Origin of the sequence: Chryseobacterium culicis, from assembly GCF_002979755.1 — a bacterium.
In the GTDB taxonomy this organism is placed as follows: Bacteria; Bacteroidota; Bacteroidia; order Flavobacteriales; family Weeksellaceae; genus Chryseobacterium; species Chryseobacterium culicis_A.
In genome coordinates this window covers 800,483-822,262 of the sequence record NZ_PCPP01000001.1, presented here as the reverse complement: position 1 = coordinate 822,262, position 21,780 = coordinate 800,483, and the positions used below count along the sequence as shown (strand labels likewise).

Here is a 21,780-nt window from a genome sequence, read left to right as displayed (position 1 = left end):
TTACAGTTTTAAATCATAAGTAAAAGCGAGATAATACAGTCCTCCAATTTCAGGACCTGCTGCATACTGAAAATAACGTCTGTTCAGTAAATTGGTTGCCCCAATTTTCACATTCGCACGGATTTCAGGAATCTTCCATGTAGCCTGAGCATCAATGGTATAATAAGCCGGAATTGCACCTGATGCTAAAGGACTTTCCCACATAAAGCCACTCTGCCATCTTGCCACAAGGGTAAATCCTATGTTTTTGACAATTTCTCTGTTTCCGATACTTACATTCATCATCCATTTCGGGGTGTTGAAAGCCGTAATAAACAGATCTGAAGTATTGTTGGACGCAAGATCATTATAAGAAACATTGGTATTGACATTGTAATTTCCTGTGATATTATAACGGATGCCTAAAGAGGTTCCATAGCTTTTGTAAGTGTTGTTACTGTTGGTATAAACTCTGTATCTGTCCTGTTTACTTCGGTCCAGCATAGCGAGTATAGCTGCATTGCTTCCTACCTGGCTGTTTTTTGGGACGGCTACTTCTACCTGACCAAGGAATCCTTCGTAAATATTGTAATAGAAATCCCAATCCAGCACCAGCTTGTTATTGAAGAAAGTAGACTTGTACCCTACTTCAAATGAATTGATTTTTTCCGGCTGTAATTTTTGCAGATTGGCTACTGTTAAAAGCTGTTTATTATCCTGAGCGGCTTGAGCCTGAGTTTTTCCTGCATCTATAGCTGCATTGACTGCTGAGGTAAATTTGTCAATGGAAGCCAGGGTATAGGAATTTTCCAGATATCCCAGTCCGTCATTCACTTTCGAAAGACCTCCCACTCTTCTTACATTTCCGTTATTTACGAACGAAAGTGCTTCAAATAACGAAGGGAAACGGTATCCGTTTTGGAATGAAGCTCTGAAATTATGTTCTTTAACAGGAGAATAAACGACACTTATTCTAGGGTTAAGTTTGGCTTCAAATTCGGGATTCCTGTCAATTCGTAAAGCAGCATTGATTTTTAATTTATCATTAAAGAAAAGTTTCGTTATCTGAGCAAAAGCTCCATATTTCTGATAAATAACATCTTTCCCGAACGTACCATTGGCTAAAGGAATATTTCTTTCACTTACAGGACGGTCAAAATCAACGAAATTATTTCCGTCCGGAGTAATACTGTACAAACGGTAATCTATACCTGCGAGAAGGCTGAATATTTTCACAAACCTGCTAAAGTCGTAGGTAAGTTCGCCTTGATAGAAACGGGATTTCTGTTCCAGTTTAGCGCCACCCGTTGCCGGAGCACCTGCAATTCCTGCATTGGCTGAATCCCAGTTATTGATTCCGATAATGGTATTTTTTAACTGTTCAAACGCTGCAGTTCCTGGTACGACTCTATTTTTATCTGCTTCCTGGCGGGCTATAATGAAGGCATCATTGAGATTAGCTCCTGCATTCAGGTTATTCTGAAGAGCCGTTTGAAATATATTTTTCCAGTTGGTATTGGAGAGATTGGTTAAATCCAGATTATCCGCCAAAGGTTTCAGATTATAAGAATCTCCTGTGTTTTCTATGGATACATAAGCTCTGAACGTCAGTTCTTTTCCAGTCAGTTCTACTTTATGGTTTTGAACCGTGGCATTTTGTAACCGGATTTTATTTCCTCTTTGGAAAGTTCCGTCCAGCAAGCCATAACGGTATACATAAGATGTTCTCCACTGATCTCCGAAACGGTAGTATAGTCCTGCATCAAACTTAATGTTTTTTACATCCGGGCTTACAAGATCTTTTTCAAGATATCCTGTCCTCGAAACATTAAATGTGGTGGGCTTTCCGTTGTAATCTACTTTTACAGCAACACGGTTGTTTCTTTCATCTCCGTATTTATTCCACAGATCTTCAGCAGGATTATTGGCCAAAGCAAAATTAGGATTGGCTGTGACCATAGATCCGGGATTCTGATCTGTCAGATTATTTGAAATCCAGTCGGTTCCACTGAAATAAGAGGCATTGACTTTAACGGCAAAATTTTTATTGATCACCTTTGCAAAGCGAATAGCACTTTCACCCAGAGAACTTATTTTATGATTAACATTATCTACATGATTGACTCCGCCACGGAAATAAAGGCTTATTCCTTCAGAAGTAAACGGATCTTTGGTCTGTAAACTGGCCAGCCCGTTGATGGCATTCATTCCGTACAAAGCCGAAGCTGCTCCTGGTGTTACTTCCATAGACTGAATATCCAGCTCTGTAGGCCCTATTGCATTTCCCAATGGAACTCCCAACGTTGCCGACTGCACATCTACTCCGTCTACCAACTGCATAAAACGGAAATTATTGGGTGAGTTAAAACCTCTTGAATTAGGGATTTTTAAAGTAAGACTTGAGGTTAAAAGCTGCAGTCCTTTTACATTTTCCAATGTTTCATAGAACGAAGCAGCCGGACTTTCCCTGATGGTTTTAATATCAATTTTTTCAATGGCAATCGGTGATCTTAATATTTTTTCCGGAACTCTGGAGGCTGAAATTACGACATCATCAATAATCGTATTTTGAGGGTTAAGACCTATCGTTATTTTGTTGGAAGGAGAAAGTATTTCAACTGTCTGGCTGGTGAATCCATCTTTCTGAATAACCACCCGAAATGGTAGGGTAACTCTTGTTCTGATCTTAAAATTTCCCAGTGGGTCTGTGATGGCATTATCCTGTGTATTTTCGATGTGTACTTTTACCGAATCAAGGCCTTTGCTTGTGCCTGTATTTTTGATGCTTCCGCTAAGCTCTATGAGTTGCTGCTGGGCCTCTGCCAGATTGAAAAATAGAAATGTAAATGCAATAATACCTGCTTTAGGCAGAAAATTTCCCTGTTTTTTGTTTTTCATTTTTGCTTCATTTTTTAGGTTGAGAATGAAGCTGTCTGAACTTTTACATTGATTGTTTTTGGCCACAAAAGGCACAAAAGTTTTCATTTTAAAACACTTTAGTTCACCTAAGTAAGTTTAAAACGGTGCCGTAGAAAGCTCACATTAGATGAAAATCAAAGATTTTCACAAAACTTAGGTGTTCTTATTACGCACAAAGTTGGGCTCTTAAAAAACTTAAGTGTTTAAAAATTTTTGTGACTTTTGTGGTTGGATTGAAAAGTTGAAACAGCTTTGATTGTATTGCTATTGGAGAATCAACAACACATACACATTCGTCTCCCAAAATGAAGAGGTTTAGTTTTTTTATTTTTTTTCAGATCATAATGAAAATTAGCCATATAATTAATTTAAGGTATGTAAGTAACGGTATGAAAAATCACCAAATGTTTCTTCTGCAAGTCTTTTCTGTACATAAATTCCGAAAAGCTCATCCAGGGTTGTAAGAATTTCTTCTTCGCCAATATTTTCTTTAAATTTTGTATTCAATCGCATACCCAGACGGTCTCCTCCGATGTGAAGATTATATTTCCCATAAGCTGTACCCACAAATCCGATTTCAGCATTTGGAGATCTTCCACACCCATTAGGACATCCAGTCATACGAATGGTAATATCTTCGTCCCGCAGACCATATTTTTCAAGGATAGGTTCTATTTTTGTGACCAATGAAGGCAGATAACGCTGAGCTTCAGCCAATGCCAATGAACAGGTATTCAAAGCCACACAGGCAACAGAGTTTTTACGCAGAGCACTGGCTCCGTTTGTATATTCTGAAATTCCGTGTTCTTCTAAAATATGTTCAATATCAGCTTTATTCTTTTCATCAATATCAGCAAGAATAAGGTTCTGGTTACAGGTAAAACGGAAATTGGCATTGCCAGTCTGCGCTACTTTTAATAATCCTGATTTTAAAGGATATTCTGCCGTATTAAGGATTCTTCCATGCTCTACAAATACAGTGTAAAACCATTTTCCTTCATGATTTTGAATCCATCCGTAACGGTCTTTTCTTTGTTCAAACTTAAATTCTCTGGCAGGTTCAAAGCTGAATCCTGTTCTTTTTTCTACTTCCGCTCTGTACTGATCGATACCCAATTTATCAATCGTATATTTCAATCTTGATAATTTTCGGTCGCTTCTGTTTCCGAAGTCTCTTTGAACCGTGATGATTTCGTAGACAGCTTTTAATACTTTTTCTTCGGTATCTACAAATCCAAGAATGGATGCAAGGCGGGCATAAGTAGCTTCGTTTCCGTGAGTAGCTCCTAGTCCTCCTCCGGCAGCAATATTGTAACCAACAATTTTATCATTTTCGATAATAGCAATTAAGGCAATATCATTGATGAATACATCCACATCATTATTGGGTGGAACAGCGATTCCTATTTTCAGCTTTCTCGGAAGATATCTATCCTGATACAGAGGATCTTCTTCTGCTTTTCTGTCTACCAGAAGTTCATCATCAATCCAGATATCATAATAAGATTTGGTTTTTGGAAGACACATCTCACTGATTTTCCCTGCCAGTTCGTAAGCTTCCTTGTGCAAAGGTGATTCTGAGGGATTGGCTGTACACGTTACATTTCTGTTGACATCCCCACAAGCCGCAATAGAATCCAGATGCTGAAGATTGAAACTTTGGATGGTAGGTCTTAAATGAGATTTTAAAATACCATGCAGCTGAATCGTTTGTCTTGTGGTTACTTTAATGGTTCCGGTGGAATGATCTTCTGCTGTTTCATTCAATCCTACCCATTGTTCCGGAGTTAAAAAGCCGCCGGGAAGTCTTAATCTGATCATGTAGGAATACAGCCATTCCAGTTTTTTAGAGACACGCTCTTCCCTTCGGTCCCTGTCGTCCTGTTGGTACATTCCATGAAATTTGATCAGCGTCTGATCATCTTCCCTTATGGCTCCGGTAATAGGATCAGCAAGGCTTTCTTTTAAAGATCCCCTAAGCCCATTACTGCTGGTTTTAATCCTTTCTACCGGTGAAAGGTTTTCTTTATCATTGTTCATAATTGTTTCCTTTAATTTTTTACGAGTACTTCTTTATCTCATTTAATAAACATCTTTAGCATATCTGCCGCTAAGCTCCATCTCTTCCAGATAAAGGGCTGCATCTTCTTTGCTTCTTTTTCCTTCATTCTGAATGATGGTGAGAAGTGTCTGTTCTACATCACGAGCCATTGGTTCTTTGGCTCCGCACACGTATACAGATGCTCCGCCTTCCAGCCAGTAAAAAACTTCCTGTGCTTTTTGTTCCAGTCTGTGCTGAACATATATTTTTTCAGCGGTATCTCTTGAAAAAGCAAGGTCTAAATGAGTAAGGCTGCCCGTTTTAATGAAATCCTGAAGTTCTGCCTGATAAAGGAAGTCTGAAACGAAGCTTCTGTCCCCGAAAAACAGCCAGTTTCTTCCTTCCGCACCTGTTGCATCACGCTCCCAAAGGAATGATCTGAAAGGTGCTATTCCTGTACCGGGACCAATCATGATGATATCTTTATCAGCTTGAGGCAATTTGAAGTGTCCTGCATCCTGAATATAAAACTCAATATCTTCTCCTTCTTTGAATTCACTCAGAAAACCACTGCATAATCCATTATGTTTCTGATGATCTATAAAGAATTCTGATTTGGCGACCGTAATATGAATTTCTGTATCACCATGCGCTTCAAGCGAAGAGGAAATTGAATACAGACGGGGTGACTGAGCAGTTAATACCTGAACGATTTCTTCAAATTCATCAGCATTTTTTACCGGATAAATCCTAAGCAGATCAAGAAGACTGAGTCTGACCTCGGGAATGGAATGTCCTGTTATTTTAGCATATTGAGCAACAACGGATTTAAGCAGATAACTGATGTTAAGATGTTTGTGTAAAAGTTCTTCAGCGGTATCTGTAATTTTTGCTGTTTCTATCTTTTTTTGAGGATCAATTCCTGTAAGGGTAATAATTTCATCTACTATAGATTTTGAATTGAAAGGAATTAATCCTAACGCTGCACCCGGCTGGTAAGCCAGCGATTCTTCTGTTTCAATTTCAATGTGATACGTTTCTTTTTCAGAAGTAATATCGTTCAGATTAATGATTGCCGAAACTTTCCCCTGGTATTTCTTTCTTCCGGCAGAAACCTTTGGAGTTGAAATACTTTTTGTACTCTGACCAGCATTTTTACTGACTGTCTCGAATACATGTTCTATCCAGTGTGAAGCTTCCTGTTCATAATCAATATCACATTTCTTTAATGGGATAACACGCTGAGCTCCCAATATTTCAAAGCGCGAATCTACATCTTCTCCTGTTTTGCAGAACAGAGGGTAACTGCTGTCTCCTAAAGCCAGTACTCCGAATTTAAGTCCGCTAAGATTAATTTCATTTTCATAGATATAATCATAGAACTTTTTGGCCAGCGCTGGTGGTTCACCTTCTCCCTGAGTGCTGATCACTACGAAGAAAAACTCTTCTTTAGCCAGATCTTTTGGTTTGTACTGAGAAAGGTCAGCCAGTTTTACCTGAAGTCCTTTTTTCTTCACAATACCTGCTAAAGCTGTCGCTAATTTTTTACTGTTTCCGGTTTCTGTTCCGTAGGCCAGCGTTATTTTCTTTACAGCATTCTGTGCAGTACTATTCGTTTCCTGAGGCGGCAGTACGGCGGTCAGTGACGATCCTCCGGCAATACCTGCAAGATATCCGCTTGCCCAAATGGCTTCGTCTCTGGATAGGTCTCCGGATATTTGTTTTAATACATTTAATTTAGTTTCAGACAGCATATTCAAAGAAATTTTGAGTTGTAGGGATTAGACTTCCGTTTTCCACTGATTTAAAGTAAAGACCTTCCTGTTCGGCATTTTCCAGCCATGAAAATTCTTCGTGAAGGTTAACAATTTTACCCACAACAACCAATGAAGGTGAAGCAAAGTTTTTGTCTCCGAATTTTTCATTAAAATCATCAAATGATGAAGTGTACACCTTTTGGAAAGGCGTTGTCGCCTGTTCAATGACTGCAATTTTTTTATCACCTGAAATCTCAAGCTGTTTCAGCTTTTCTACAAGTGGGGTAAGATTTCCTTTAGACATATAGAAAACAAGGGTATCATTGGTTAAAGCCAGCTCTTTCCAATATTCTTCACTCACAATTTCTGATTTATAATACGTCAGAAAACGCACTGATGTAGAATATCCTCTTGCTGTTAAAGGCATCCCTGCAAATGCGGCTGCTCCTAATGCGGCTGTAATTCCCGGAATAATTTCGTAAGGAATATGATTCTGTTTTAAAGCCTGCAATTCATCCAGAATATTAGAGAATATAGAAACGTCTCCTCCTTTAAGCCTGACAATAGTTTTGTTCTGAAGGGCATATTCCACCATCAAAGTATTGATATGAGACTGCGGTGTGGAAGCATTTTTACTGCATTCTTTCCCTACATAGATGATTTCTGTGTTTTCATTAACGTAGGTTTCCAGAATCTCCGGGCTTACAAGGCGGTCACATAAGATGACATCTGCTTCTGCGATTGCTTTTACTGCTTTTACAGTGATCAGTTCAGGGTTGCCGGGCCCTGCACCGATAAGGAAGACCTTTGGTGATTTTATATTTGTTTTCATTGAAGTAGGTGTTAATTAAGGATTTAGAAGAGTCCTTCTACGGACAGATACCTTTCTCCGGTATCGTAATTGATGGTGAGAATTTTAGCGTTAGGTTGTATTTCCGGTAAATGTTTTGCAATGGCTGCTAAAGCGGCTCCTGTGGAAACTCCCACAAAAAGACCTTCTTGTTTAGCGGCATTGAGGGCGTATTCATAAGCTTCTTCCTTTCCTACTGTAATGACTCCGTCTAAAAGAGTAACATCCAGAATGGAAGGAACAAATCCTGCTCCGAGTCCTTGTAATGGGTGCGGTGCGGGGCTTCCTCCACTGAGTACGGGAGATAATTCCGGTTCTACAGCAATTACTTTTACATTAGGATACTTTTCTTTTACTGCTTTTGCAATTCCCGTGATGTGTCCTCCGGTTCCTACTCCTGTAATGATGTAATCTAGGCCATCCGGGAAATCTTTTAAAATTTCCTGTGCAGTGGTTTCTACATGTACTTTTACATTGGCAGGATTGTCAAATTGTTTTGGAATCCATGAATTGGGGGTTTCTTCAGCAAGCTCATTGGCTTTTTCAATGGCTCCTTTCATCCCTTTTTCTCTTGGGGTAAGGACGAATTCTGCTCCGTACGCTTCCATAATTTTACGGCGTTCTATGCTCATACTTTCCGGCATGACAAGGATTAGTTTGTATCCTTTTACAGCAGCTACCAAAGCGAGTCCTATCCCTGTATTTCCGCTAGTGGGTTCTATAATGACACTGTCTTTATTTAATAATCCTTTTGCTTCTGCATCTTCAATCATGGATAGGGCAATTCTGTCTTTAATGCTTCCGCCAGGGTTGCTTTTTTCAAGTTTGATCCAGATTTCATGATCTGAACTGAAGAGTTTATTGATTTTTACGACGGGTGTGTTTCCAATCGTTTCTAATGCGTTCTGAAATTTCATATCAATTTACTTTTTTGTTTTTTTTAAATCACAAAGGTTAATGATTCCGGTAATGAAGTATTATCCTTTATTTTTATTTCACTTTTGTGGTAGACCAGAGAGTTGGCAGGAACATCCTGGGTTACCCAGACATTTCCTCCTATGATACTTTCTCTGCCTATAGTTGTTTCACCTCCCAGAATGGTGGCTCCCGAATAGATAATCACATCATCTTCAATATTGGGATGCCTTTTCTGATGGGCTTTTTCTTTGGAAACATTCAAGGCTCCGAGGGTTACTCCCTGATAGATTTTGACATTGTTTCCAATAATGGTTGTTTCTCCAATCACTATTCCTGTTCCGTGATCAATAAAAAAAGATTTGCCGATGGTAGCTCCGGGATGAATATCAATTCCGGTTTTACTGTGTGCATATTCTGAAATGACACGCGGTAGAATCTTCACTTCCTGACTCCAAAGCTGGTGCGAAATACGGTAGACATAGGTGGCAAAAAAGCCCGGATATGCCAGATATACCTCTTCCAGAGAATCTGCTGCGGGATCAAATTCCAGAATAGATTTTGCATCCAGAACCAACTGATCATACAGTGTCGGCAAGGCTTCAAAAAATTGATTGACTTGTTTTTCAGTAAGATCTTTATCTCCTACAACGGTATTAATTAAGTCAGATAGTGTTTCCTGCAGGGCTTCGAAATTTCTTTTCAGTTGCTCTTCAGTATTGTCAGTCTGAGGCAGGAAAAGTGTTTCATACAAATCCTTAACCCATTTTTTGGTCTTTATTTTATCAAAGAATCCATGAATGCTGTTTTGCTTTGTCTGATGAATTCTTTCAATTAATTGATCGGGAATTGCCATTTTTTCTATTGAATTATACAGGCTGCTACCGTTGAATTGGACGTTTCATCTACCAAAATGGCAGAGCCCGTTGTTTTATTATTGGTAAAGCTGTCATAGACCAAAGGCTGTGCCGTTCGAAGGGTAACTTTTACAATTTCGTTCAGTTTAATTTCTCCATCCGCCTGTTCCCGGATAAGGGTATTGACATTGATCTTGTAATCTACTTCTTTTACAACGGCTTTGACAAGTCTGCTATTCTGTTGCAACAGATATTTATTCCCTGGCTGCAAAGGTTTCTGATCAAGCCAGCATAACAGAATTTCAAGGTCTTTTTCAACCGCAGGAACATGTTCTTCCGTTGCAAAAATATCTCCTCTGCTGACATCTACATCGTGAGCAAGGTGGATAACAGCGGGTTGACCTTCAAATGCTTCTTCTTTTTCAACACCATTGATTTCAATTTTAGTGATTTCATTGGTAAGATCTGCCGGAAGAATATGGATTTTGTCTCCTTTGATGAATTTTCCACTAAGTATCTGTCCGGCATAGCCTCTGTAATCATGCAGTTCCTCCGTTTGAGGACGAATCACATACTGAACCTGAAAACGGCTTCCGTTGTTTTTTTGTTCATGTAGGGTTACTTCTTCAAGATACTCAAGAAGAGAATTTCCTTCATACCAATCTGTTCTGGAAGATTTTGAAACAATATTATCTCCTTTTAATGCGGAGATCGGAAAATAACTTACGTCATTTAATCCCAGATTTTCTGCAATTTTTGCATATTCTGATTTTATATTTTCAAAAACATCTTCTGCATAATCCACCATATCCATTTTGTTGATGGCTACTGCAACTTTCTTCAACTGTAATAAAGAGGCAATAATGGAATGTCTTCTGGTCTGTTCTATCACACCTTTTCGGGCATCGATCAGAATGACCATCAGATCAGAATTGGATGCTCCGGTGATCATATTACGGGTATATTGTACATGCCCGGGAGCATCAGCAATGATAAATTTTCTTTTTGCGGTTGAAAAATAACGGTAGGCAACATCAATCGTGATTCCCTGTTCTCTTTCCGCACGCAATCCGTCTGTTAGAAGAGCAAGGTCTACCCCGTCTTCATTTTTATTTTTAGAATGTTTTTCAAGGACTTCCAATTGATCCTGTAAAATACTTTTGCTATCGTAAAGCAGTCTGCCAATAAGGGTACTTTTACCGTCATCTACGCTTCCTGCTGTTATAAATCTTAATATATCCATCCGATTTTTGTTATAAATAATGAGTAATTGGTAATGAGTAATATTCTGTGGTTAAGAAGTAAAAGCTGTCTATTCTATTACTTATTACTCATTGCTGATTGCTTATCTAGAAATAGCCTCCTTTTTTTCTGTCTTCCATGGCGGCTTCTGTCACTCTGTCGTCAATTCTGGTTTCTCCGCGTTCTGAAATTCTGGTGGCTACAATTTCATCGATTACCGCATCAATGGTTACAGCATTGGATTCTACAGCAGCAGTGCAGGTCATATCGCCTACAGTTCGGTAACGTATTTTTTTGGTGGTGATAATATCCTCCGGCTCTAAAAAGACGTGTGAGGAATTGGCAAGCCATTGACCGTTAAAGTCTACCACTTCTCTTTCATGCGAAAAATAAATGGAAGGAAGTGCAATTTTCTCTCTGCGGATATAGTTCCAGATGTCAAGCTCAGTCCAGTTGCTGATTGGGAAAATTCTTACATTTTCTCCTTTGTGAATTTTTCCGTTGAAGATATTCCATAGCTCGGGACGCTGAAGTTTAGGATCCCATTGCCCGAATTCATCACGGACGGAAAATATTCTTTCTTTTGCTCTTGCTTTTTCCTCATCTCTTCTGGCTCCTCCGATACAGGCATCAAATTCAAATTCTTCAATCGTATCAAGAAGTGTATAGGTTTGCAGCCAGTTTCTGCTTGGAAATTTACCTTTGGCTTCCGTTAATTTTTTACTTTTTATCGTGTCTTCCACTTTCCTTACCGCCAGATTGACCTCTAACTGCTTTACCAGCTGATCACGAAAATCCAACACTTCCGGAAAGTTGTGTCCGGTATCTACATGAACAAAGGTAAACGGTATTTTGCCATGGAAGAATGCTTTTTTGGCCAGATGAGCCAGCACAATACTGTCTTTTCCTCCACTGAATAATAAGGCAGGACGTTCAAACTGACCCGCTACTTCTCTTAATATATAAATAGATTCAGCTTCTAACTGATCTAAATAATTGAACTGATGTATTGACATTTTTTTCTTTTTTTATTGATGAATATGCAGACCGCATTCTTTTTTGTTGGCATCTTCCCACCACCAACGGCCTGCTCTGAAATCTTCTCCTTCTTTGATGGCTCTGGTACAGGGCGCACATCCTATGCTTACAAATCCTTTTTTATGAAGATGATTGTAGGGCAGATGATGATCCTTTACATAGGCTGTCACCTGTTCTGTGGTCCAGTGTAGAATAGGATGAAATTTGATAATCCTGTTATCCGGATCCCATTCCAGCTGGGGCATATTTTGTCTGTTGGGAGAATGTTCTGACCTCAGGCCTGTAACCCATACTTTATAGCCTTCCAGTGCTTTTCTCAGAGGATGAACCTTTCGGATGGTACAACATGCTTTCCTTTTCTCTACGGACTGATAGAATGAATCCGGACCATTTTCTGTGACAAATGCTCTGAGTTCTTCCGTATCCGGATAGTAGGCTTTGATATTCTTTTTGAAAAAAGCTTTTGTGGAGGTCCAGGTTTCGTAGGTCTGTTCAAAAAGTCTTCCGGTATCAAGTGTGAATATTTCAATAGTTAAATCTTTTATCAGATGAGTGATCACCTGATCTTCGTAACTGAAACTGGTTGAAAAGATAACTTCTCCCGGGAATCTTTCGGTCAGTATTTGCAGTCCATTCGTTTGAAAAGAAGCTTCACTAGCCTCTTTTACAAGATTTTCGTATTCATTTTCCAGACTGTTGTTCATTTTGAATTGAGATTTAAGTCTTGCAAATATATACAAAATTCTATAACTCCTATCAAAATAGTAGAATTTAAATAAAAAAAATTAATTGTTATTGATAAACTTAGTCAGAGTGGCCTCCATCATGCTTGTTCTGGTCTTTTCACGAACGATCATTAATTCTTTTCTTAAGTAACAGACCGCTTCATCTACGCAATCATCGCATGCTTCATAAAAATTTAGAGATACACATGGCGTAAGAGCAATAGGCCCATCAAAAATACGATAAATGTCTGCTAATGAGACATCGTCGGGTGATTTCAGTAAGTAATACCCTCCTACTTTGCCTTGTTTACTGTTGACCAGTTTGGCTCTTTTAAGTTCGAGAAGAATTTGTTCCAGAAATTTCTTGGGGATGTTTTCGTCTTGTGCAATAACGGAGGTTGGCAGAAAGCCCTGGTTATAATTCCTTGCTAATCTGACCATTGCTTTAAGCGCATATTTGCAACGTTTCGACATCATAATTCCTGCAAGTTATGATAAATTATTGTATAAATGAAATGTTTTTAGGGTTGAAGACTTTGTATTTAACCACAAAAGTCACAAAAGATTTTAAAAACACTTAAGTTGATTTTAAGTAAGAAATAAACTCTCGAGAAGTTTAATTAAGCTTAAAAAAAGCAAAGATTTTTATTGTCTGAGGTTATTTTAGTCTAAAAATATGCACAAACATCTGGGTAAATCTGTGAAATCTGTGGGAAAAAGATACTCAATAAGTTTACCCTTTCTCCAATATAAAGTAAGCCAGTTCTCTATCCTCTCGTATCAGATTTTCAATTCTGCTGAAGCCACTTTTTAAAAGTACTTTTTGAGATCCTATATTATCAAGATCGGTAACAGCCACAATATCTTTCTGAGAATTCAGTGAAGAACAATAATCAACAAGAGCTTTACAAACTTCAGTTCCAAGTCCTTTACCCCAATACTCTTCTCCTAAGGTATAGCCGATTTCTAGTTGTTCCGGATGGTCAAGGAAGATTCTTGCGAGGCACATTCCTACAAAATCCTGATTTTGGGTATTAAATATTCCCCATCTGCTGAAGGTTCCTTCTGTGTAATCAGATAATGCCTTGTCAAACATTTCTTTATACTCTTCCGGAGTCTTGTAAGGCAGATACCTGGTAACATTTTCATTTTCAAAAAGACCAGAAAATAAAGGGAATTCTTCGGGAGTAAATTCGCGGATGGTGATGGTGTCGTTTTTATAATGCACTGAATATTGTTATCAAAGAATAAAATTACATAAATAAATGGAGAACTGCTCATAAATAGGATAAAAAATTGGGCTTACAATGAAGCCCAATCTACTCTGCATATGAATACTAAACTATTATTCATATTTCTGAGAAAAGTGTTTTTGTTATTTAAAACGTTTTAAACCAGTCTGTAACTGCTTTGAGTTTGATTCTATTTTTTAATGAATTTTTGGGAAGATTTTCCTAAAGTGGTTTCAATATCAATTAAATAAGTTCCGCTTAGGAAGTGTTTAACATCCACCTTATCACCAACAATTTTAGCATTCATATTTCTTCCAAACATGTCATAAACAGCAATTGATTTAATTTTCCCTTTTGTTTTAATATTCAATACATCAGAAACCGGATTTGGATAGACGGATGTTTCTGAGTTTGTTATATCAATGTCTGCAGTGGATAATGGTAATGCACAAGGTGTTGTAATACTGCCATATGGTTGTGTGTTGTAGCCAAACTCAGTTACAGAATAACCTGATCCATTGGCCCCAGCAATCAGTTTGAAATAGCCGTTAATATTGTAGCCTTCGAATTGGTTTCTAAAACCAACATAAGCGGTTTTGCCAGACCAGGTAGTATATGTAGGACTGTAGACATCAAGTTGTCCAGGAGTATAAGTAGGATAACCTATATTACTGGCATTCGTTATGGTGGTGCAGGCTGGAATTAGGCTAATATTTCTGGTTCCTGTTTCGCATACTAATCCTTTCCAATAGGTTTCAAATTTTAATTGATTGGTAGCATAGTACCAGGCACCATACCCAGCATCATCACTAAGCTCCGGGTTAATGATAAAATATTTCCAGGTTGCTCCAGAGTTAGTTGTTACTGTTGTTGGTGTTGGATTGGCATAACTTTCCAGAGGAGTTCCGGTAACTATTTTATAAGGATCTTTATAAGAAAAAGTTAATGCTAAAGCTGTTGTGGATCCTAATGATGTTGCACCTCCTGTTATGGCTGGATTAAGGAACGTAATTGATGAATTGAGAACCTGGCTTTTAGGATGACTGGTTGCCGCACCATTTATAGTAAGTGTTGCAGTAGTAGGACTTGTAACGACTATCGTTGCTGTTAGTCCTGCGGGTAATGAAGAAGTGAAATGGGTTCCTGCAATAAGAGTTGTTCCATTCGATACGCCAAATGTTGCTCCGTTTAGGGTAATGGTTGAGATTGGAGTAGATGCTACTGTTCCATCTAATGATACTTTACCATTATTGTTTAAGTTTTCAGTAAATGTACTGTTGCTAAGAGTTAATCTAGGCGGAGTATTGGCAACACCGGTTGCTGCTAAGTTTGCGGGCTGCCATAAATTTATTCTTGAAGGGTGGTTTAATGCGGCTAACATTCTGTTGACTTGTCCATTGGTAAACATTTTATAACAACCGGAAGAGCCGTTGTATCCCATATAGTTTTCAACGTTCACTTTTTGTCCAAGACAATTATTTCCAGAGTTACATCCTAATCCATTAGAATTATTTTCTACAGGGGTGTCAGCAACTCCGTCACCATCATTACCAGGGTTACCCGTTGAACAAAGAACATTAAAGGTATGTTGAAGATTTAACCAATGCCCGAATTCGTGAGTGAATGTGTCAGAAAACTCGTTTGAAGCCACAGTTCCTGCAGCATCATATATATAACGGCCATTATAAACAACTCTGGCTGTATTTACTGAAGTCATGTATGAATCCGGATACCAGGCAACACCTGATTGATATAAATCTTTATCAGCATATAGATCATTTTGTATATACACATTCATATACTTTGTATTATCCCAGGCATCTGTGCCAATTTGTGCATCATATCCGCCACCGTTGCCATATCCACCTTTGAAAGGATGAAATACCACTCCGCTTGTTGCTTTTCCTGTTGGATCAATTTTAGCTAAGCGGAATTCAATACTTAATGTGCCCCTAATAGGCTGGAAGTAAGAATCTATAGTGTTTGAATCAGTGTTGATTCCATTGAAATTTAAGTTGATTTGTTGCAGTAAGTCAACTACTTTTTGGTAATTTACTTTTACATTACTCTGAGATTCTCCATACACATGAAAAACCACAGGGATGATATAGGTGGGAGCATTCACCTTTTTATTCAATGGAGTTTTGTTTGATTCCATTTTTTTTACAAAATCTTTGGTGAATTTTTCAAAATTTTCATATTCAGCCTTAGATTTAGGGTGCAGTTCAAAATGTCTTTTCATCATTTCATCTGCTTTACACTCATGAGGTCTGTTTTCTTGAGCAAAACCTATTATTGGAAATAGGGAAACAAGTAGTAGTAATTTAAATTTTTTCATGATTTTTTGGATTTGGGTGTTAATAAATTATTTGAATAATTAAATGGTTTTAGGCATAATTTTTTTTTGTGTGTTATGTGATGTTTTTTAATTAAATCTTTCAGGGTTGAATATCTTTATCTCAACCGTTGGCTTTTGGTCATTGGCAAGTTCAGAGACTGTTTTTCCGAAAATGGGTCCAAGACTTAGTCCCATCATTCCACCACCTCCGGCAATAATTAGATTTTTTAATTTCGAAGATTGACCTAAATACGGAAGGCCATCCGGAGCGCAGGGTCTGTATCCAAACCAGATTTCTGATTCTTTGGGTATTTCCATCTGGAAATCGGGTAAATACTTAGGAATAGAACGGATGATTCCTTCTACCCTTTTCATATTAATTTTCTCCTTATGGGAAGCCAGTTCCATGGTTCCGCCAAAACGGATTTGCCCGTTCATAGGAGTTACCGCTACTCTTGCTTCGAGTAATAAGGCAGCATGTTCCATTTTATGAAGAGGATTGTTGGGACTATGCATCAATGAGTAACCTTTCCCGGGCATTAATTGAATGGAAAGACCTGCTTTTTGAGCGAGCTCAGGTAAGAATGAACCTCCTGTCATAATAAATCGGTCTGCGGTAAATTGCTTACCATTGGCAATGACAGTTTTAATATTGTTTCCGGAAGTCTCAAAACCTGTTACTTTATGATGGGTATGAAAAATGACATTGTTATTTTTAAGATAGGCGATCATTTGTTTCATCAGCTTTACCGGATTCATATGACCGTCACATTTATAATTGATTCCGCCAATGACGTCCAGTTGTGTATGGGGTTCCAGTTCCTGAATTTCTTTTTTGTTAAGAATATCCACTGATAATCCCATATTCATTGCTTTGTAGGCAAGCTCAATTTCCTCTTCTGCTACTTTCTCTGTTTTATAAAGCATCAGAATACCATTTTGATTAAGTTCAAAATCAAAACCATCTGTTTCTGCGATGTCATTATAAAGTTTGCTGCTTGCAAGATTAAGATCACGGATGGCTGCTGCTGAATGATCAACATGTTTCTGGTTGGAATGTTTCAAAAACTGTAATCCCCAGGATATCAGTTTGGAGTTGAGTGAAGGCTTCACATAAAACGGACTTTTACTGTCAAACATCCAGCGTATTCCCTGAGCAACAACTCCCGGTGCGGCCAATGGGGTAAAATGACTGGGTACAATCATTCCTGCATTTCCATAAGAACAGTTGTTGGTAAGATCATTTTGTTCTAGAATCTCCACCTGCCATCCTTTCTGTAAAAGGTAATAGGCTGAGCTTAATCCTGCTATTCCTGCACCAATGATCAGTGCTTTTCCTTTATTCTGTGTCATATGCGTGTTACATTACCTGAAAACCCTGCCAATAAGGATCTTCATCATCAATAATAATATGATTATATCCGGTAATTCTTGCCCAGCCTTCTACTGATGGGATAATGGCTGATCTTCCATCTACAGCTGCGGTCTCTTCAATTCTGCCAATAAACTGAGAACCAATATAGCTTTCATGGATAAATTCTTCTCCTTTTTTGAGTTTTCCTTTAGCATGCCACTGCGCCATTCTTGCAGAAGTTCCTGTGCCACATGGTGAGCGGTCCAAGGCATTTTCACCTACCAATACCGCATTTCTCCCACTTGCTTTAGGATCTGTAGGTATACCCGTCCATTGAATATGGCTTAATCCGGTAATGTGTTCAATTTCAGGATGAATAAATTCATACTTTTCATTGAGTAATTTTCTGATAAGTTTTCCATAATGGATGAGCTGGCTGGCTGTAAAATCAGAAATATCTCTATAATTTTCCTGAGGATCTATAATAGCATAAAAGTTTCCGCCATAGGCTACATCGGCACTGATTAATCCAAGATCCGGGCATTCAACTTCCAGATTTTCCGTATACAGAAAAGACTTTACATTCGTTAGTTTTACCGATTTTACTTTTTTCCCTTCCTGTACATAATCTATGAGGATAAGTCCTGCAGGTGTTTCAAGACGTAGTTTCCCGGGAATTTTAGGTACAACAAGACCTTCTTCTATGGCAATAGTAACCGTCCCAATTGTTCCGTGCCCGCACATGGGAAGACATCCGCTGGTTTCAATATATAAAACCCCGATATCATTATTTTCATCAGCAGGAGGATACAGAATACTTCCGCTCATCATATCATGGCCCCGGGGTTCAAACATTAATCCCTGTCTTATCCAGTCATATTCTTTCATGAAATGAAGCCGGCGCTCCATCATGGAATTTCCTTTTAAAATAGGCGCTCCTCCTGCAACAAGGCGTACAGGACATCCACAGGTATGTGAATCTATACAAAAAAATGTTCTGTTCATGTCGTCTGTAATTTTAATGATCCTGAATTCATTTCTCCATCCACCATTCTGCTGATCTGCAATGGATTGTCATTCTTTAACTCTTCGGGTAAAAATTCATCCGGCCAGTTTTGAAAAGAAATAGGACGAACAAATCGTTTTACAGCATCCGGTCCTACAGAAGTAAAACGAGAATCTGTGGTAGAGGGAAACGGACCGCCATGCTGCATGGCATAAACTACTTCCACTCCTGTAGGCATTCCGTTGAATAACAGTCTTCCGCATTTATCTTTCAGAAGGCTGACTAACGTAAGATTATCACGTAGGTCTTCATCAGTAGCGGCTACCGTAATCGTCAATTGTCCTTTTAGCTGATGGGCGATTTCTCTGATTTCATCAATTGTTTCACATACCACAACAATACCAAATGGTCCGAAAACTTCTTCACTCAATACAGGATTATTCAGGAAGGTCTGAGCATTTGTTTTTATAATGGAAGCATGTCCTTGACCATCTTCTGTTGTGGTGTTTGCCGAAGCAATTATTTCAACATTCGGTTGTTCTATCGCAATATTTTTATGTTTTTCAAAGCTTTCCAATATCCCTTTGTGAAGCATATTCGCAGGAGCAACATTCAGAATTTCATCTTTTAATGTGTTGATAAAGCGATCAAGAGAATTCCCTTTCAATGCAATAAATAATCCCGGATTTGTACAAAACTGACCTACTCCTAGCGTTAAAGAAGCCATATATTCTTTTGCTAATATTTCAGCTTTAGTTTCAAGTAAGTTTTGAAAAGCAAATACAGGATTGATACTTCCCATTTCGGCAAACACCGGAATAGGATTTTCACGACGGTTAGCAATATCAAACAAAGCCTTTCCCCCTTGTAAAGAACCGGTAAATGCAACGGCCTGGATATCCGAATGCTGAGTCAGGTAAGCTCCGGTTTCATAAGATGTTCCGGTAATATGGCTAAAGATCCCTTCAGGCCATCCAAAAGCTGTAACAACGGTATTTATAGCATCAGCCATTATTTGTGAAGTCTTTGGGTGTGCCGGATGTGCCTTTACAATCACAGGACAGCCTGCCCCAATAGCACTTGCTGTATCTCCTCCCGCTGTAGAAAATGCAAACGGAAAATTACTGGCTCCAAAAACAACGACAGTTCCAATGCCTACATGGTATTTTCGGAGATCTCCTTTTTGTTTTTCCGGCTGGGCAAGATCAATTCTGGGTTCTGTATATATTCCGGCAGCAACAGCTTTTGCATAACTTCTCCATTGTCCTACTGTTCTGGCCTTTTCACCCGTAAGTCTTGCTAGAGGCAATGACGTTTCAGCGTGAGTAACTGCCAAAAGTTCTTCTCCCAAAGCTTCAATCTGATCAGCAACAGCATTCATAAATTCTGCCCGTTCATTGATGGTGGTATTCTTCAGGAACTGAAAAGCTTCAGCAGCCCTCTGAATTCTTTTATCAATATTTTCTTTTGATGTTTCTTCAATCATAATTATTTTTCAGGTGTTAATTGAGTACCGGACGATTAGCCCTACCTTCTTCAATGATTTTTTGAACTTTTTCAGCTTCCTCTCCATGGAGTTCAAGACGTGGAGCTCTCACATAGGGATTGCTTATTCCTTCTGCCGCCGCCGCCAGTTTGATATACTGGATAAGTTTAGGATGAATATCCAGCTCCAGCAAAGGCATAAACCATCTGTAGATTGCTACAGCTTTGTCATATTCATTGGCTTTTGCGTAGTTATACATCGCCATGGTTTCATTAGGAAAGGCATCTACAAGACCTGCCACAAGGCCATCAGCTCCAAGCATCAGGGTTTCCAGGCAAATTGTATCTACACCTCCAAGAATTTTGATCCTTTTTCCGAAACGGTTAATCATTCGGGTTACATTCGCCAGATCTCTCGTTGATTCTTTAACAGCCTGAATGGTTGGATATTCAATAAGCTCCTCAAACATTTCAAGGGTAACATATATTCCGTAGTCTACGGGATTGTTGTAAATAAGAATAGGAAGATCTGTAGCAGAAGCCACTGCTTTGAAATACTCAACAACTTCACGATTATCAGCTTTATAACGCATAGGCGGAAGAAGCATAAGGCCGTCTGCTCCGAATTCTTTTGCTTTCTGTGCAAAGTTCACAGCATTTTTGGTTGTATTTTCAGAAAGATTAAGAATGACAGGAATTCTTCCCTGCGTTATTTTTTTTGCGTATTTCAGCAACTCAAATTTTTCTTCAGTTTCCAAAGCACTGGCCTCCCCTAATGTTCCTGCAAGGATAATTCCGTGAACTCCTGCTTTAATCTGGGCTTCTGTATTGAGAGCAAACATTTCAAAGTCGATCTCACCTTCTTTCGTAAAAGGAGTTAATACAGCAGGATAAATTCCTTCCCAGTTTAGTTTTGTACTCATATCAAATAATATTTATTCAAAACTAAGTGAATTTCAAAACGGTAAATGTTAATATTTTAATAGATATTAACCATATTTTAACAGGTTGCTTTTATTGGTCTATGGTGACCTCTTTATAATGCTTAAGGTATTCTTTGGGTGAATATTTCATAATGGACTTGAAAACGCGGTTAAAATTGGTAAGGCTGCTAAACCCGCTATTAAAAGCAACCGAAGAAATACTGTACATATTGCTGGCTGTCAATAGTCTGCATGCTCGCTGTACACGAAGCTCATTCAGATATTCAATATACGTAATGCGGGTACGTTTTTTAAAAGAGCGGCAAAAAGCCTGAGGAGTCATACAGGCTTCTTTGGCAATAAGGTCTAGCGTAAGTTTATTTTGGGCGAAATTTTTCTTAATAAAAGTCTGGGCATCTATAATTCTTTTGTCGGTATCAGAAATAAGATCAGGCAGATTCTTTTCTGAAGATAATGGAATATGCAAATGCCTGTTTTGCATAAGATGGTTTAAAATCCTGATAAAATCAATGATCTGATCTACTCCTTTTGTCTTTTGTAATGCTGCAATATTTTCCCCGATATTTTTTTTAAGTTTGGAAGATACCTGAAAACCTACTTCTGAATGATTGATGAAATTTTTAAGCTCCTCAAATTCAGGTAAATCAAAAAATGCGGAGATCTTTTTATGAGGATCAAAAAAAATAGAAATAGCATGAACCTTCTGTTTTTCATTTTTCTCAAAATTACCCCTGAAGACGTGGGATTGATTGGCTCCCAGATAGAAAATATCACCCGCTTCAAAATTAAAGAGATTCTGTTCTATGGCCAGTGTTCCATGCCCTTTAAGAATCCACATGATCTGTGTTTCTGTATGACGGTGGAAATAAGGATAGAAATTAGGCATTATATCTTCCTGGATGCGAAGACTCTTGTTAGTATCAGCAGGAACAGAAAATTGCAGACTCTTCATAATATCATGGCTTTATTAGAATAACATTTTCTTAAAGGTTAAAATATTGCTGAAGGTAAGCAAAATATGAACATTGAATATCATATTAAAATCCAAATTTTACATATTCTTAATTTTAATGAATAAAGGGCTATCAATAGTACAAA

General features: G+C 38.4%; 17 protein-coding genes. All 17 read right to left on the bottom strand.

Annotation, left to right across the window (positions count from 1 at the left end; genetic code table 11):
- A complete protein-coding gene (locus CQ022_RS03850; protein WP_105682766.1) occupies positions 1-2,877 on the bottom strand; it encodes a TonB-dependent receptor in 2,877 nt (958 codons plus the stop codon).
- 384 nt (positions 2,878-3,261) lie between these two features.
- A complete protein-coding gene (gene cysI / locus CQ022_RS03845; RefSeq protein ID WP_105682276.1) occupies positions 3,262-4,938 on the bottom strand; it encodes an assimilatory sulfite reductase (NADPH) hemoprotein subunit in 1,677 nt (558 codons plus the stop codon).
- Between the two features lie 42 nt (positions 4,939-4,980).
- Entirely contained in the window at positions 4,981-6,693 is a 1,713-nt protein-coding gene (locus CQ022_RS03840; RefSeq protein WP_105682277.1) for a sulfite reductase flavoprotein subunit alpha, read from the bottom strand.
- Entirely contained in the window at positions 6,683-7,528 is an 846-nt protein-coding gene (gene cobA, locus CQ022_RS03835; protein ID WP_105682278.1) for a uroporphyrinogen-III C-methyltransferase, read from the bottom strand. Before cobA ends, CQ022_RS03840 begins: the two co-directional genes overlap by 11 nt.
- A gap of 23 nt (positions 7,529-7,551) precedes the next feature.
- Positions 7,552-8,463: a cysteine synthase A gene (gene cysK, locus CQ022_RS03830; RefSeq protein ID WP_105682279.1), complete on the bottom strand. Its 912-nt coding sequence runs from the start codon at positions 8,461-8,463 to the stop codon at positions 7,552-7,554.
- A gap of 23 nt (positions 8,464-8,486) precedes the next feature.
- On the bottom strand, positions 8,487-9,317 hold the full coding sequence (gene epsC, locus CQ022_RS03825) for a serine O-acetyltransferase EpsC (RefSeq protein WP_105682280.1): 831 nt from the start codon (positions 9,315-9,317) through the stop codon (positions 8,487-8,489).
- Between the two features lie 5 nt (positions 9,318-9,322).
- Positions 9,323-10,561, bottom strand: a complete 1,239-nt coding sequence (locus CQ022_RS03820; RefSeq protein WP_105682281.1) for a sulfate adenylyltransferase subunit 1 — start codon at positions 10,559-10,561, stop codon at positions 9,323-9,325.
- Positions 10,562-10,667: 106 nt separating this feature from the next.
- Positions 10,668-11,576: a sulfate adenylyltransferase subunit CysD gene (gene cysD, locus CQ022_RS03815; RefSeq protein WP_105682282.1), complete on the bottom strand. Its 909-nt coding sequence runs from the start codon at positions 11,574-11,576 to the stop codon at positions 10,668-10,670.
- A gap of 12 nt (positions 11,577-11,588) precedes the next feature.
- The gene (locus tag CQ022_RS03810; RefSeq protein WP_105682283.1) at positions 11,589-12,302 is read right to left on the bottom strand and encodes a phosphoadenylyl-sulfate reductase; all 714 of its coding nucleotides are present in this window, start codon (positions 12,300-12,302) and stop codon (positions 11,589-11,591) included.
- 81 nt (positions 12,303-12,383) lie between these two features.
- The gene (locus tag CQ022_RS03805; protein ID WP_105682284.1) at positions 12,384-12,800 is read right to left on the bottom strand and encodes an RrF2 family transcriptional regulator; all 417 of its coding nucleotides are present in this window, start codon (positions 12,798-12,800) and stop codon (positions 12,384-12,386) included.
- Between the two features lie 256 nt (positions 12,801-13,056).
- Positions 13,057-13,551 carry a GNAT family N-acetyltransferase gene (locus tag CQ022_RS03800; RefSeq protein ID WP_105682285.1) on the bottom strand — a complete coding sequence of 165 codons (495 nt, stop codon included), beginning with the start codon at positions 13,549-13,551 and terminating at the stop codon, positions 13,057-13,059.
- A 194-nt stretch (positions 13,552-13,745) separates the two neighbouring features.
- Complete coding sequence (locus tag CQ022_RS03795; RefSeq protein ID WP_105682286.1) at positions 13,746-15,893, bottom strand: zinc-dependent metalloprotease; 2,148 nt, start codon at positions 15,891-15,893, stop codon at positions 13,746-13,748.
- An 87-nt stretch (positions 15,894-15,980) separates the two neighbouring features.
- Positions 15,981-17,246 (bottom strand): NAD(P)/FAD-dependent oxidoreductase, encoded by a 1,266-nt coding sequence (locus CQ022_RS03790; RefSeq protein ID WP_105682287.1) that lies wholly within the window; start codon positions 17,244-17,246, stop codon positions 15,981-15,983.
- Positions 17,247-17,253: 7 nt separating this feature from the next.
- On the bottom strand, positions 17,254-18,252 hold the full coding sequence (locus tag CQ022_RS03785) for a 4-hydroxyproline epimerase (RefSeq protein WP_105682288.1): 999 nt from the start codon (positions 18,250-18,252) through the stop codon (positions 17,254-17,256).
- A complete protein-coding gene (locus tag CQ022_RS03780) occupies positions 18,249-19,739 on the bottom strand; it encodes an aldehyde dehydrogenase (NADP(+)) (protein WP_105682289.1) in 1,491 nt (496 codons plus the stop codon). Before CQ022_RS03780 ends, CQ022_RS03785 begins: the two co-directional genes overlap by 4 nt.
- A gap of 16 nt (positions 19,740-19,755) precedes the next feature.
- Positions 19,756-20,661 (bottom strand): dihydrodipicolinate synthase family protein, encoded by a 906-nt coding sequence (locus CQ022_RS03775; RefSeq protein WP_105682290.1) that lies wholly within the window; start codon positions 20,659-20,661, stop codon positions 19,756-19,758.
- Between the two features lie 91 nt (positions 20,662-20,752).
- Positions 20,753-21,634 carry an AraC family transcriptional regulator gene (locus CQ022_RS03770; protein WP_105682291.1) on the bottom strand — a complete coding sequence of 294 codons (882 nt, stop codon included), beginning with the start codon at positions 21,632-21,634 and terminating at the stop codon, positions 20,753-20,755.
- Between the last annotated feature and the right edge of the window lie 146 nt (positions 21,635-21,780).